This window comes from Marinobacter sp. VGCF2001 (assembly GCF_049943275.1).
Classification (GTDB): domain Bacteria; phylum Pseudomonadota; class Gammaproteobacteria; order Pseudomonadales; family Oleiphilaceae; genus Marinobacter.
In genome coordinates this window covers 20,768-33,788 of the sequence record NZ_JBNFVX010000002.1, presented here as the reverse complement: position 1 = coordinate 33,788, position 13,021 = coordinate 20,768, and the positions used below count along the sequence as shown (strand labels likewise).

Annotated in this window: 14 protein-coding genes; 11 read left to right on the top strand and 3 right to left on the bottom strand. The window is 58.5% G+C overall.

The annotated features are described in order from the left end of the window. Window positions 1–64 precede the first annotated feature (64 nt). Window positions 65–877, bottom strand: coding sequence for a bifunctional DNA-formamidopyrimidine glycosylase/DNA-(apurinic or apyrimidinic site) lyase (gene mutM / locus ACP2AU_RS03360; RefSeq protein ID WP_426374480.1), 813 nt, complete (start codon window positions 875–877; stop codon window positions 65–67). Between the two features lie 186 nt (window positions 878–1,063). Here mutM and ACP2AU_RS03355 point away from each other — a divergent pair, with 186 nt between their 5' ends. Then, complete coding sequence (locus ACP2AU_RS03355; protein WP_426374479.1) at window positions 1,064–2,242, top strand: DesA family fatty acid desaturase; 1,179 nt, start codon at window positions 1,064–1,066, stop codon at window positions 2,240–2,242. Window positions 2,243–2,273: 31 nt separating this feature from the next. Here ACP2AU_RS03355 and rsmD read toward each other — a convergent pair whose 3' ends face one another. Then, the gene (gene rsmD, locus ACP2AU_RS03350; RefSeq protein ID WP_426374477.1) at window positions 2,274–2,909 is read right to left on the bottom strand and encodes a 16S rRNA (guanine(966)-N(2))-methyltransferase RsmD; all 636 of its coding nucleotides are present in this window, start codon (window positions 2,907–2,909) and stop codon (window positions 2,274–2,276) included. A 204-nt stretch (window positions 2,910–3,113) separates the two neighbouring features. Between rsmD and ftsY the strand changes: the two genes are divergently transcribed. From ftsY to ACP2AU_RS03310, 8 genes are all read left to right on the top strand, one after another. Next, window positions 3,114–4,340, top strand: coding sequence for a signal recognition particle-docking protein FtsY (gene ftsY, locus ACP2AU_RS03345; protein ID WP_426374475.1), 1,227 nt, complete (start codon window positions 3,114–3,116; stop codon window positions 4,338–4,340). Window positions 4,341–4,363: 23 nt separating this feature from the next. Continuing rightward, window positions 4,364–5,038: a cell division ATP-binding protein FtsE gene (ftsE, locus tag ACP2AU_RS03340; protein WP_426374473.1), complete on the top strand. Its 675-nt coding sequence runs from the start codon at window positions 4,364–4,366 to the stop codon at window positions 5,036–5,038. Next, window positions 5,028–6,032, top strand: a complete 1,005-nt coding sequence (gene ftsX / locus ACP2AU_RS03335; protein WP_426374471.1) for a permease-like cell division protein FtsX — start codon at window positions 5,028–5,030, stop codon at window positions 6,030–6,032. The genes ftsE and ftsX overlap by 11 nt, the downstream gene beginning before the upstream one ends. 191 nt (window positions 6,033–6,223) lie before the next feature. Beyond that, window positions 6,224–7,084 carry an RNA polymerase sigma factor RpoH gene (gene rpoH / locus ACP2AU_RS03330; protein WP_426374470.1) on the top strand — a complete coding sequence of 287 codons (861 nt, stop codon included), beginning with the start codon at window positions 6,224–6,226 and terminating at the stop codon, window positions 7,082–7,084. A 326-nt stretch (window positions 7,085–7,410) separates the two neighbouring features. Then, window positions 7,411–8,322, top strand: coding sequence for an NAD(P)-dependent oxidoreductase (locus tag ACP2AU_RS03325; RefSeq protein ID WP_426374468.1), 912 nt, complete (start codon window positions 7,411–7,413; stop codon window positions 8,320–8,322). Between the two features lie 20 nt (window positions 8,323–8,342). After that, a complete protein-coding gene (gene hyi, locus ACP2AU_RS03320; RefSeq protein ID WP_426374466.1) occupies window positions 8,343–9,122 on the top strand; it encodes a hydroxypyruvate isomerase in 780 nt (259 codons plus the stop codon). A 103-nt stretch (window positions 9,123–9,225) separates the two neighbouring features. Then, complete coding sequence (locus tag ACP2AU_RS03315; protein ID WP_426374464.1) at window positions 9,226–9,906, top strand: winged helix-turn-helix domain-containing protein; 681 nt, start codon at window positions 9,226–9,228, stop codon at window positions 9,904–9,906. Continuing rightward, a complete protein-coding gene (locus ACP2AU_RS03310; RefSeq protein WP_426374462.1) occupies window positions 9,893–11,371 on the top strand; it encodes an ATP-binding protein in 1,479 nt (492 codons plus the stop codon). Before ACP2AU_RS03315 ends, ACP2AU_RS03310 begins: the two co-directional genes overlap by 14 nt. Window position 11,372: 1 nt before the next feature. Here the strand turns inward: ACP2AU_RS03310 and ACP2AU_RS03305 are convergent, their stop codons facing one another. Next, window positions 11,373–11,654 carry a hypothetical protein gene (locus tag ACP2AU_RS03305; protein WP_426374460.1) on the bottom strand — a complete coding sequence of 94 codons (282 nt, stop codon included), beginning with the start codon at window positions 11,652–11,654 and terminating at the stop codon, window positions 11,373–11,375. A gap of 279 nt (window positions 11,655–11,933) precedes the next feature. Between ACP2AU_RS03305 and greB the strand changes: the two genes are divergently transcribed. Next, on the top strand, window positions 11,934–12,449 hold the full coding sequence (gene greB, locus ACP2AU_RS03300; protein ID WP_426375069.1) for a transcription elongation factor GreB: 516 nt from the start codon (window positions 11,934–11,936) through the stop codon (window positions 12,447–12,449). 111 nt (window positions 12,450–12,560) lie between these two features. After that, window positions 12,561–13,007, top strand: coding sequence for a hypothetical protein (locus tag ACP2AU_RS03295; protein WP_426374458.1), 447 nt, complete (start codon window positions 12,561–12,563; stop codon window positions 13,005–13,007). Window positions 13,008–13,021 lie beyond the last annotated feature (14 nt).

Genomic DNA, 13,021 nt, shown 5'->3' with positions numbered 1-13,021 from the left:
TATGAATCATATTGCCCCAATTTCAAACGGTTTTTCGTTGAGAAATGTGAGCGATCTCGTTTTCTCAGCGTTGGCAGCGGGGGCAGTAAACGGTTGACCGGTTGTTCATGCGGATCTCTTTCAGTCGGGTGCCACACCCGGTACAGGGCAGGCCGGCCTTACCGTAGACCAGCAAAGATTGCGCGAAATAGCCGGGCTTGCCATCGCTGTTCACGAAATCCCGGAGGGTAGTGCCGCCCATCAGAATGGCTGCACTGAGGGTTTCCCGGATGGCTTCAGCGAGTTTGTGGTAGCGATCCAGGCTGATCCTGCCAGCTTTCCTTTTGGGGTGAATGCCGGCCTTGAACAGGGCCTCGTTGGCGTAAATGTTGCCAACCCCCACCACCACGTGGTTGTCCATAATGAAGGATTTAACCGGGGCTTGTTTGTTCCTGGACAGGCGAAACAGCCAGGCACCGTTGAACGCCTCCGACAAGGGCTCCGGACCGAGCGCGCTGATCAGCGGGTGATGGCGCCATTCGGTGGTCCAAAGCCAGCACCCGAAGCGGCGGGGGTCGTTGAATCGCAGGCTGCGGTGGTTGCCGAGAACAAGCTCGACATGATCGTGGGTCATGGCCGGCGTGTCGTCGGTGATCACCCTGAGGCTTCCCGACATACCCAGATGCACAATCGCGGAGCCCGTATCAAAATGCAGGAACAAATACTTGGCCCGCCGTTCCACGGCTCGTATCACCTGACCTTCCAGGAGTGCCGGCAGATCGCCGGGAACCGGCCAGCGCAGGCTGGGATTGCGGACAATGACCTTGCGTACGGTCTGGCCTTCACAGTGGGGGGCGATGCCCTGGCGGGTGGTTTCAACTTCGGGTAATTCCGGCACGGCGCCTCCCCAGCGGATAGATTTTCAGCGAAACAGTGTAATCGTTAACAAAAAAGGCGCCAAACCCGGTTGTCCGAGCGTACAGCTGTACGCTAAAGTGGTGTTATCGACAACCCCCTTCGAGTGCCAGCGACATTCCGCACGCCGTATCGCCTTTCGAAGTAAATTGAGTTTTGAGGATTTTCTATGTGGTTTAATGGTCTTCTGGACCTTTCTGTGTGGCAGCTGATTGCCGTCACTCTGGTGATGACCCACGTCACCATCGTCAGTGTGACGCTCTATCTCCACCGCCATTCGGCCCATAATGCACTGGATCTGCATCCTGTGCTCAAGCACTTTTTCCGTTTCTGGTTGTGGCTGACTACGGCCCAGAACACCAAGGAATGGACGGCGATCCATCGCAAGCACCACGCCAAATGTGAAACAGAGGAAGATCCTCACAGTCCGGTTGTTCTGGGTATTCGCAAGGTACTGTTCGAAGGCGCTGAATTGTATGCGGCCTCTGCTACGCCCGAAACGCTTGAGCGCTATGGGCAACGCACTCCGGAAGACTGGATTGAGCGTAATCTGTACAGCCGTCACCGGGTTCTGGGTATTGCCCTGATGGCCCTGATTAATCTGGCGCTGTTTGGCGTTCACGGCATCTGGATCTGGGCGGTACAGATGATGTGGATCCCGGTCTGGGCAGCAGGTGTGGTAAACGGCATCGGTCATTACCTCGGCTACCGGAATTTCGAGTGCGCGGATAATGCCCGCAACATTTCTCCGCTGGGCATTCTTATCGGTGGTGAAGAGCTTCACAACAACCACCATACGTATCCGAACTCTGCCAAGTTGTCCCGTCGCTGGTACGAGGTGGATATCGGCTGGGGTTACATCCGTCTGTTCCAGCTGTTTGGCCTGGCGACCCCAAAGGGCTACCGGCCCATTGCCCATTATGTGCCCGGCAAGCAGGCTGTCGATGTTGAAACGGTGCAGGCGATTGCCAACAACCGCTTTGTGATCATGCGCCAGTATCGCAAGCGTGTGATGGAACCGGTACTCCGGCAGCAGAAAGCGCTGATGGATGATGAAATCCGGCCGCGTTACCGCAAGCTCAGGCAGCTGCTGTCCCGCGAGATCAGTTTGATCAAGCCCCGGGAGAAGGAGCACCTTGACACCGTTCTGGAACGTAATGAAGTGTTGCGACTGATTTACGAGAAGAGCCACGAGCTGCAGGCGCTCTGGCGTCAGCGTGGGCTCAAGCCGCAGGACAAGTTGCAGGCCCTGATGGAATGGTGCCGGGAAGCCGAGGCCAGTGGTGTGCGGTATCTTGAAGAGTTTGCCGCTCACCTGCGCGCGTACTCGCTGCGCCCCTCCAGCTGATTCTCTTGTCTTGTTAACCGGCGGCGGGCCATCAGTCGGCCGCCGGTTCCTCTTGCTCCCCAGCCCGGAATAAACAATAGCTGACCTGGCCGGCGGATTTCTGCCTGTGCAGGTGCCAGCTGGCGGGCACCGGGGGCAGGCTGAGCTCGCGCTCGTGTTCTACATAAACCCAACCCCCGGGTTTGATCCATTGCCGGGAATCCAGCAGTGGCATCAGCCGTTCCAGCCAGCCCTGCCGGAAAGGCGGATCCATGAACAGCACGTCGTAGCCCGGCTCTTCGCCTCTGGCCAGAAACTGTGCCACATCCTGGCAAACCACATGGCCCTTATCTGTCCCAAGCAGCCTGAGGTTATCCCGGAGCGCTTTTGCCAGCGCCGGGGTATGGTCCACCAGTGTCGTTGCGGCCGCCCCGCGGGACAAGGCCTCCAGCCCCAGGGCGCCGGAGCCGGCAAACAGATCCAGACAACGACTGCCTGCCAGGTGAAAACTCAACCAGTTGAACAGCGTTTCGCGCGTGCGTGCCGGGCTGGGCCTGACGCCGCCTGCGTCCGGGAAGTGCAGTTTCCGGCTACGCCAGTCGCCACCGATAATGCGCAATTCACCAGTGCTGGCTTGCTTGCCTTGAGAGCTGGCGGGTTTGCGGTGGGTTGGGGGGCGCCGTGCCATAGGCCGAGGAGACTCCGGTTGGTCAGGATGAATAGGGAACGGTGACAGATGATACCGGAAACCTCGATGCCGGTTAATCCATGGCCCTCACTTGCGCCCGCCAGTCTGCTAGAATGAGCGCTTTATTTTGGCAAGCCGCGCTTCTTGTGCGGAGTTCGGGAACCTGCGGCCTGTGCCCGCCCCTTTCAAACAGATGGATAGATTATGACGGCAGAGTGGATTTCAGTCGGCCTGTTGGCCCTTCTTGTTCTGTTTTTTGTGCTGGATATTGCCGGCAATCGTAAGCGGGCGCCCCGCCCTGAACCGGTTCCGCAACGCAAACCCGAGGTTGCCCGTGGCCCGGCCCCGATCGCGCCGGAGCCCGAGGCCAAAGCAGACACTCAGCCCGAGCCGGAAGCAGGCGTGCCTGAATCTGAGGCCGTTGAACCGGTATCGAAGCCGGAACCTGCAACGGTCGAACCTGAGCCAGAGCCAGAGCCAGAGCCAGAACCCGAGCCGCAGCCGGAAACAAAAGTCAGTGTCTTTGAGCGAATCAAACAGGGGCTGGGTAAAACCCGTGCCAGCCTGACTGGCGGTCTGGCGGATCTGTTCTCGGTCGGCAAGAAGATTGATGAGGACCTGCTGGAAGAGATCGAAACCACCCTGTTGATGGCCGATGTGGGGGTAACCGCTACGTCCGAGATCATCGACGCCCTGACCGATAAGCTGGAACGCAATCAGCTGAAAGATGGCGAGGCTCTGCGCACGGCGCTGAGGGATGAGCTGCATGGCCTGCTCAAGGACGTGACCCGCCCGCTGGAAATTGATGCGGCTAAACAGCCTTACGTCATCCTGATGGTTGGCGTGAACGGCGTGGGCAAAACCACCACAATCGGCAAGCTGACCCAGAAGTTCCAGAGCGAAGGTAAATCGGTCATGCTCGCTGCCGGCGATACCTTTCGGGCCGCGGCAGTTGAGCAACTGGAAGTATGGGGCGAACGGAACAACGTACCGGTGGTGGCCCAGCATACCGGTGCGGACAGTGCGTCGGTGATTTTTGACGCCATTGAATCGGCGAAATCCCGCGGTGTAGATGTGGTGATTGCGGATACGGCCGGCCGTCTGCAGAACAAGGACAACCTGATGAACGAGTTGTCCAAGGTGGTAAGGGTTATCAAGAAGCTGGACGATTCCGCGCCCCATGAAGTGATGCTCGTGCTGGATGCCGGTACCGGCCAGAACGCTCTGAGCCAGGCCCAGGTGTTCCAGCAGGCAGTTGGTGTCTCTGGCATTACGCTTACGAAACTGGATGGCACTGCCAAAGGCGGAATCGTGTTTGCGATCGCGCGTCAGTTGCAGTTGCCTATCCGGTTTATCGGGGTGGGCGAGCAGGCGGAAGATCTGCGCAGTTTTGATGCCGAAACCTTTGTGGACGCGTTGTTCGAAGACTGACGCCGGATAACGGAGTAGCCCCGATGATCGAGTTTCGCCAGGTAACCAAGCGGTATGACAGTGATCATACGGCATTGCGGGCTGTGAATTTTCAGCTTGACCGGGGAGAGCTGGCGTTTTTGACCGGTCATTCCGGCGCGGGCAAAAGCACGCTCCTGAAGTTGGTCATGGTGATGGAGCGGCCGACCGCCGGTGAGGTGGTTGTCGGCGGCCAGAAACTCAACAGCCTGCCCCGCCGGCAGATTCCGTATATCCGCCGGCATATCGGTGTGGTGTTCCAGAATCACCAGCTGCTGTTCGACCGCACAGTGTTCGATAACGTGGCCATGCCACTGGAAGTGATGGGGGCTTCGCCGGACGATACCGGGCGGCGGGTGCGGGCGGCCCTGGACAAGGTCGGCCTGCTGAAAAAAGAGAAAATGAATCCCATGCAGCTGTCCGGCGGTGAACAGCAACGGGTGGGCATTGCCCGGGCCGTGGTGAACAAGCCGCCGGTGCTGCTGGCGGATGAGCCGACGGGTAACCTGGATCCGGAATTGTCTGCAGATATCATGCGCCTGTTCACCCAGTTCAGTCAGGTGGGGGTGACGGTGCTCGTCGCCACTCACGATATTACTTTGATCAACGAAATGAACCGGCGCACGCTGACCCTGAACCAGGGCCAGTTGGTTGCGGGCGGAGGTGTGAGTGGTCACTGACTCCAGCCAGAAACCGGAAAGCCGGCGGGGCGCCAGGCGCGCCCGATCGCCATTGGGTGATCAGGCCCGCAGTTATCTCGGCCATCACCGGAAAGTGGCGCGGGACTCTATCCAGCGAATGCTGAAAACGCCGGTGGCCAGCGCCATGACCTGGACGGTGATGGGGGTTGCGCTGGCCCTGCCGATGGCTCTGCTGCTTTTATTGCACAGTCTGCAGGGGGTGAGTGCCGGTTGGGAAAGTACTGCGCGGATTACCGCGTATCTGACGATGGAATTGCCGGTGGCAGATGCCCGTGAACTGGCCCGGGATATTGAAACCGATGGCCGGGTGTCGTCAGTGCAGTTGGTGGAGCGGGATCAGGCCCTTGCGGATTTTCGGGCCAGTTCCGGACTGAACGATGCGCTGGATTTTCTGGGCGAAAATCCGTTGCCCCATACCGTGCTGGTCACTCCGGAAGACAGCGCCCGGTCGGCAGACGGGGTACAAGCCCTGGTGACCTTTATTGAAGGCCTGCCCGGAGTAGCACGGGTTCAGGTGGATCTGGGCTGGCTGCAGCGTCTGAACGCGATGACCGATATTCTCGCCCGCGCAGTCTGGACGCTGGCTCTGTTACTGGGGGTCGCCGTGATACTGGTGATTGGTAACACTGTGCGCCTGGCCATCGAAAACCGGCGGGACGAGATTCTGGTGGCGAAACTGGTGGGCGGAACGGACGCCTTTGTTCGTCGGCCGTTTCTCTATACTGGAGCCTGGTTTGGCCTGGGGGGCGGCCTGGTTGCCTGGCTGCTCATTCAGATGGCACTCTGGTGGTTGGGTGGGCCTATTGAGCGGCTGGCCGGGTTGTATCGCAGCGAGTTTGCATTGCAGGGGCCGGGTCTGGACGGCGCGCTGGCATTGATAATCACAGCGATGCTGCTAGGCTGGCTGGGTGCCTGGGTTGCGGTCAGGCGTCATCTCGACGATATAGAGCCGGGTGATATCGCCGGTGGTTGATCCGGATCGCGGGAACACCGTATTGCAAAGGCAATCGATTCTGTCTTAGTTTGAGGGCAGTAGAGAAAAGGCGAAATTTCCAGATGTCTGATTTTTAACGTTTTACTGGATTTTTCGGGAACTAATTGAGTTCTTGGCGGTCTCACAATCAGTTGTTATATTTAAAGGCTGTCAGGTTCGGAGGTTAATGCATGGGTACGAGTTTACAGCTGGTCGACAGACTGGTTCCGGGTGCAAATCTCGAGTCCTATATTCAGGCCGCGAGTCGCATCCCCGTTCTTTCGGTTGACGAAGAGCGGGATTTGGCAGAACGGCTGCACTACGAGGGCGACGTTGGGGCCGCACGACAGCTTGTGCTTTCGCATCTTCGCTTCGTGATCCATATTGCTCGCAGCTATTCCGGGTATGGCCTGGCCCAGGCCGATCTGATTCAGGAAGGCAACGTCGGCCTGATGAAGGCGGTCAAACGGTTCAATCCGGAGTACGGGGTGCGCCTGGTGTCGTTCGCCGTGCATTGGATTAAAGCCGAGATTCACGAATTCATCCTGCGCAACTGGCGCATTGTGAAAGTGGCGACCACCAAAGCCCAGCGTAAGCTGTTTTTCAATTTGCGTAGCCAGAAGAAAAAGCTGGCGTGGCTGAATCACGCAGAGCTGAAGGCCGTGGCCAATGATCTGGGTGTCGAGCCGCGCGTGGTGCGCGAAATGGAAGGCCGTTTGGCGTCTCAGGATACCGCTTTTGACGGTCCGATGGATGATGACGAGGACAGCGCCTACCAGGCCCCGGCCCACTACCTGGAAGATCGCCGGAGCGACCCGGCCGTGCAGCTGGAAAATGCGGATTGGTCCGAGGATTCCAACGGGCGCCTGATGCTGGCGCTGGAGCAGCTCGACGAGCGCAGTCAGGATATTCTGCGTGAGCGTTGGTTGTCGGAGAGCAAGTCGACGTTGCATGAGCTGGCCGACAAGTACGGGGTGTCCGCTGAGCGGATCCGCCAGCTTGAGAAAAACGCCATGAAGAAGATCCGGGTGCAGATGGCCGAGGTCGCCTGAGGTTTATTGCCAGCCCGGAAGATGAAAACGCCACCACCGTTCGCGGTTGGTGGCGTTTTTGTTTGTATAATCCGCCTAAACCATTTAATTCACGTGGCTGGGAAGAAGGGATTGGGGTAGCCTTTCCAAAAAACGCTCCTGCGGCACCCCTACGGGGCCCGGCCCGCAATCACAGATTGCGGTCGCTCAGCTGTCGCATGAAGCGTTGCTTCATAATCGCTCGGCTGAGCCCATGTGGCGCTTCTGCTCCGCCATCCATGGCTCCGCAAATTTTTGGAAAGGCTACCCCAATCCCTTCGACGGGCTTCTGAGTGGGACTCCCCAAAATGTCTGCACATTCTCCTCGTATCGCTTTTCTCGGCATCGGCCTGATGGGCACGCCGATGACCCGTAATCTGCTGGACGCCGGTTTTTCCATGACGCTCTGGAATCGCACCGCCAGCAAGTGCGAGCCCTTTGCCAGCGAAGCGACGATCGCCGGGACGCCCACCGAGGCGGTGGTGGATGCCGACATTGTGATCACCATGCTGGAAAATGGCCAGGTGGTGGATGATGTGCTGGTAAAGCAGGGTGCTATGGCTGCGGTGAAGCCGGGTGCGCTTGTGATCGATATGAGTTCGGTGCAGCCTTCGCTGGCGCGGGAGCATGCCGAGTTGGCCGCAGAGCAGGGGGCGGATTATGTCGATGCGCCGGTGTCCGGCGGTACGGTGGGTGCGGCCGAGGCTCGCTTGAGTATCATGGCGGGCGGCTCGGAAGCCGATATCGAGCGGGCTTTGCCGGTGTTCAGCGCGCTGGGCAAATGCACCCGCATCGGGCCGGTCGGAGCCGGTCAGTTGGCGAAGCTGGCTAATCAGGCGATTGTGGGCATTACCATCGGGGCTGTGTCTGAGGCGCTGTTGCTGGCAGCCAAAGGTGGCGCGGATCCGGCCGCTGTGCGGGAAGCGCTGATGGGCGGGTTTGCCGGTAGCCGGATTCTGGAACTGCATGGCCAGCGGATGATTGACCGGGACTTCGCGCCGGGCGCTCCGGCCCGCATCCAGCTCAAGGATATGCGGATGATTCTGGATGAGGCCCGCTCGGAAAATCTGACCCTGCCGCTGGCCCAGCAGGTGCATAATGAATACCTGGCCCTGTTCGCCAATGGCCACAGCGATGTCGATCACAGCGGCCTGTTGCTGGAGCTGGAGCATCTGAACGGCGCCTTGATGGGTTCCCTGGGCCGAGGCCCCAAGCACTGAATTAACCGGAGAAATCTGCCATGCCCCGTTTTGCGGCCAACCTGAGCATGCTGTTTACCGAAGTGCCGTTTCTGGAACGTTTCGCCCGGGCCCGACGTGCCGGGTTCCGCGGCGTGGAGTATCTGTTTCCCTATGAGTGGCCGGCCGAACAGCTGGCGGAGCGGCTTCAGAGCAACGGGCTGGAACAAGTGCTGTTCAACCTGCCGCCCGGCGACTGGGCAGCGGGAGAGCGTGGCATTGCCTGTCTGCCGGATCGCATCGAGGAGTTTCGCGCCGGTGTCGAGCAGGGCATTCACTACGCCCGGATGCTGGACTGCAAGCAGCTCAACTGCCTTGCAGGTTTGAAGCCCGAATCCGTTGCCGAGGAAGACGCCTGGCAGACCCTGGTGGCGAATGTGCAGTATGCAGCCGACCGCTTCGCCGAAGCAGGTTTGACCCTGTGTCTGGAAGCCATCAATTCGAGGGTGGATATGCCGGGCTTCATGCTCGATACCAGTGGCAAGGTGATGGCGCTGATTGAGGCGCTGGAGGCAGACAACGTGCGCCTGCAGTACGATCTCTACCATAGGCAGATCATGGAAGGGGATCTGGTCCGTGGCATCGAGTGCCTGCTGCCCTGGATTGGCCACATCCAGTTTGCTGATAACCCCGGGCGACATCAGCCGGGAACCGGTGAAATTAACTTTTCGAATGTTTTCGCGGCTATCGACCGGCTTGGCTACAGCGGCTGGGTGAGTGCAGAATACCGCCCCGCCGGCCCGACGGAAGCGTCTCTGGCCTGGTTTGAGGGACTGAATTGACCGTCGCCATTGGCGACACCCTCTTACAAGATGGTAACTGGCCGGTTTCGGGCGTTCTTCGTACCCTTGTTGTTAATGTTATCCGCTATCAGGAGGAAGGCCGGTGAAAGCGCTGGTAATCGAAGATGATCGGGATGTGGCAAGCTATCTGCTGAAGGGGCTGAAGGAATCCGACTTCGTGGTCGACCATGCAGCCGATGGCAAAGAAGGCATGATGATGGCGGCCAGCGAAGAATACGACATCATGATTGTCGACCGTATGTTGCCAGGCATGGACGGACTTTCCATCATCAAGACGGTACGGGCAACCGGCAATCAGACCCCGGTACTGATTCTCAGCGCCCTGGGGGATGTTGACGACCGTGTTGAGGGGCTGCGTGGCGGCGGTGACGATTATCTGACCAAACCGTTCTCCTTCACCGAGCTGCTGGCACGAATCGAGTCGCTGATCCGGCGTAACCGCCAGGCGGCAGAGACCGAAACCTTGCTGAAAGTGGCCGACCTGGAAATGGACCTGCTGGCCCGCACGGTGAAGCGTGCCGGCCAGAACATCGATGTCCAGCCCCGGGAGTTCCGGTTACTGGAATACCTGATGCGCAATGCCGGCCAGGTCGTGACCCGGACCATGCTGCTGGAGAAGGTGTGGGATTACCATTTTGATCCCCAGACGAATGTCATCGACGTTCACATCAGCCGCCTGCGTGCCAAGATCGACAAGGAATTCGATACTCCCCTGTTGCAGACAGTGCGGGGGGCAGGATATATGTTGCGTGAAACTGCTTAGTCAGCTAAGAACATCGTCGTTCCAGCTTGCCCTGCTGTACATGGTGGTGTTTGCCACCTCCGTGTTCCTGTTGCTGGCGTTTATCTACTGGCGCACAGCCGGGTTCATGACTGCCCAGACTGACGAGACCATTGAGGCGGAAATCGCCGGGCTGGCGGAGCAATACCGCAGCCGCGGCGTCAACGGCCTGATCACCATCATCCGGGAGCGGGTCGCCCGGGATCCGAACGCCAAATCCATTTATCTGCTGACTACCGACGACTTCCTGAAACTGGCCGGCAATATCGAAACCTGGCCGGAAGGCAGTCGCTCATCTGACAGTGGCTGGATCAATTTTACTCTCAATCCCGATGTCGGCTGGCAGGGCGCCGAACGCCTGGCCCGCGCTCGTATTTTCGAGGTTCAGGGTGGTCTCAGGCTTCTGGTTGGCCGTGATGTCGACGACCTGACCAACCTCAAGCGGGTGATCGAAACGGCCATCAACTGGGGGATGGGGATAACCCTGGCGCTGGCGCTTCTGGGCGGCTTCCTGATGAGTCGAAGCACTACCCGCCGAATCGAGGTAATCAACAACACCTCTCGGCGGATCATGAATGGCCATCTGTCCCTGCGAATTCCCACCCGCGGTACCGACGACGACTTTGATCAGTTGGCCGAGAACCTGAACCAGATGCTGGATCGGATAGTCTACCTGATGGAGGGTGTCCGCCATGTGTCTGACAGCATTGCCCATGACTTGCGCACGCCACTGACCCGGCTGCGCAATCAGCTGGAAAATACCCTGATTACCGTTGATAACGACGAGGCGCGGGAGCACGTTGGCCAGGCGGTTGCGGAAGCCGATCAGTTGTTGGCAACGTTCAATGCGCTGCTGCGCATTGCTCGCCTGGAAACCCGCGGCAACTCGGCTGATATGAGAGTGGTGGCCCTTGATGAACTGGTGAGTGATGCCTGCGAACTCTACGAGGCGGTTTCCGAAGACAAAGAGCAGGGCTTTTCCCAGGAGCTTGAGCAGGATGTCCGGATTGAGGGCGATCGGGACCTCCTGTTCCAGATGATCAGCAACCTGATTGATAACGCCATCAAGTACACGCCTGAGCACGGTGCCATCAAAGTGGTGGTCCGCAGGGACGGGGCGGGTGCGGTGTTCGAGGTGCAGGATTCCGGTATCGGTATCCCGGATGACGAGAAGGACCAGGTATTCCAGCGATTCTATCGGGTTGGCAAAAGTCGTTCGTTACCGGGTAATGGCCTGGGCCTGAGCCTGGTGTCGGCCGTGGCGGAAATTCATCAGGGCCAGATTCTGCTGAGCGACACTCACGCCGGCGAGGAAATGCCCGGCCTGACCGTAACCGTGCGTATGCCCGCGTATACCGGCGTAAAAAAGCGAATCCGGGCGGCACAGCCTGACGATGCGATTTCTGCGGAGGGCAGGCACAGCTCCGCAGATATCGATGTAAGCTGATTTACTGGCTGGCGCGGAACCGGCTGATTCTCTTCAGGACCGGGCCAATCAGGGCATCCGTCCGTGCCTCAACGTGCTGGCTGAGGTGATCGAACTGGGCACGGCGGCGATCAACTTTGGCCTGGATGCTGTCCCACTCCCCTTCAAGATGCTTTTGTTCGTTCATCAGAAAAGCGGCCAGGTTGTGACGATTGATGCGACTGGTGATACCCAGTTGGTCCAGCCGGAAGCCCAGGCTATCAACGCCTTCAAGTGCCAGGTTGGTGAATGTTTTGGTATCCATTGAGACGTCTCCATTAGAAATCGGGTCTGATAGCCAGTAACGCTAATCGTCGTTGCTAGAGTGTTCAACCTAAATTGTCGCCGGTAGGTTCTCTTGCCAAAAGGTAATCGCATGGCCACGGGCAGGTAATAGTCAATATGCAGAATAGAGGGTGTAGATGTGGAAGCGGGCAGAGGTTCTGCTTGCTTCTCCCTCCAGCACAGCGCTAGCCTTATACCCCGTTACTGACGGGGTTTTTTTATGCCCCTTTTCGACCCACTGTCCGAACCCGGGATGCCGATGATCAACCGTACTGCCTCCGGTGGTAACCGACCGCGCTACATAACGCCCGAGGGTGAGCAGGCTCTCAGGGAAGAACTGCAGTATCTCTGGAAAGTGAAGCGACCGGAGGTTACCCAGGCCGTGCGTGAAGCGGCTGCACAGGGCGATCGCTCAGAGAACGCTGAATATATCTATGGCAAAAAGCAGCTCCGTGAGATTGATCGCCGTGTGCGTTTTCTCAGTAAGCGCCTCGATGAGGTGTCGGTGGTGAATCGGTTGCCGGAGGACCAGAGCCGGGTGTTTTTCGGTGCCTGGGTAACCGTGGAGGACGAGGATGGTCATGAGCGGGCGTATCGCATCGTGGGCGCTGATGAATTTGACCTTGAGAAAGGCTACCTCAGTGTGAACGCACCCTTGGCCAGGGCGCTGATTGGCAAGCACCTGGATGACGAGGTGTCGGTGAAAACACCGGAAGGCTGGAAGGAGGTCGTTATTACCGGTATTCGCTATCAAACGGCCCAGGATGACAAGTGAGTGGTGTCACAAAACAGTCTTTTTTTTAGGCAGGGTGTTAGTTTTGGCGATAAACTGATCAAATATTGTCACCCGCCAGGGTAGAAACAGGATCGGGCCAGGATGAAAGCCATGACAACCAAAAAATGGACGGTGTTGATGCGGTGCTTGCCAGCCTATCTGGTTATGCCGTTGATGTTGTTGGGGGCGGGGCCTGTGTTCGCTCAGGACGAAGGCGATGCAGCCTTTGAATATGAGGAGCGCTCCACTCTTGAGACCATTCCGTTTCGTTCTGTCGAGGAAGAAGAGCTGGCGAATACCGTGATTGAGGGCGGACTGGCGGCGCCGGCAGCGGGAGTACCAGTTCAGCAGGCGACCGAGGATGATTTTTATCTCGATCCATTAGCTTTGCAGCCCAGGGACAGTCGTACCGATCTGGGGCGGTCCGAAATTCCTGTCGATATCCGCTTCAGCAATCCCAAGGTCATTCCCGGCCAGAGTCATGGCAACAACTATGTGATCCGGCCTCCGGAAAATCGTACGTACGATACCCTGAACACCAATGTGACCGGTCGATAGGTTCCGGAGACGTT

Bases quoted from the DNA above. Each gene is read 5' to 3' on its own strand.
- ACP2AU_RS03355 (WP_426374479.1), top strand. From the start codon at position 1,064: ATGTGGTTTAATGGTCTTCTGGACCTTTCTGTGTGGCAGCTGATTGCC.
- rsmD (WP_426374477.1), bottom strand. From the start codon at position 2,909: ATGGCACGGCGCCCCCCAACCCACCGCAAACCCGCCAGCTCTCAAGGC.
- ftsY (WP_426374475.1), top strand. From the start codon at position 3,114: ATGACGGCAGAGTGGATTTCAGTCGGCCTGTTGGCCCTTCTTGTTCTG.
- ftsE (WP_426374473.1), top strand. From the start codon at position 4,364: ATGATCGAGTTTCGCCAGGTAACCAAGCGGTATGACAGTGATCATACG.
- rpoH (WP_426374470.1), top strand. From the start codon at position 6,224: ATGGGTACGAGTTTACAGCTGGTCGACAGACTGGTTCCGGGTGCAAAT.
- ACP2AU_RS03325 (WP_426374468.1), top strand. From the start codon at position 7,411: ATGTCTGCACATTCTCCTCGTATCGCTTTTCTCGGCATCGGCCTGATG.
- hyi (WP_426374466.1), top strand. From the start codon at position 8,343: ATGCCCCGTTTTGCGGCCAACCTGAGCATGCTGTTTACCGAAGTGCCG.
- ACP2AU_RS03305 (WP_426374460.1), bottom strand. From the start codon at position 11,654: ATGGATACCAAAACATTCACCAACCTGGCACTTGAAGGCGTTGATAGC.
- greB (WP_426375069.1), top strand. From the start codon at position 11,934: ATGATCAACCGTACTGCCTCCGGTGGTAACCGACCGCGCTACATAACG.
- ACP2AU_RS03295 (WP_426374458.1), top strand. From the start codon at position 12,561: ATGACAACCAAAAAATGGACGGTGTTGATGCGGTGCTTGCCAGCCTAT.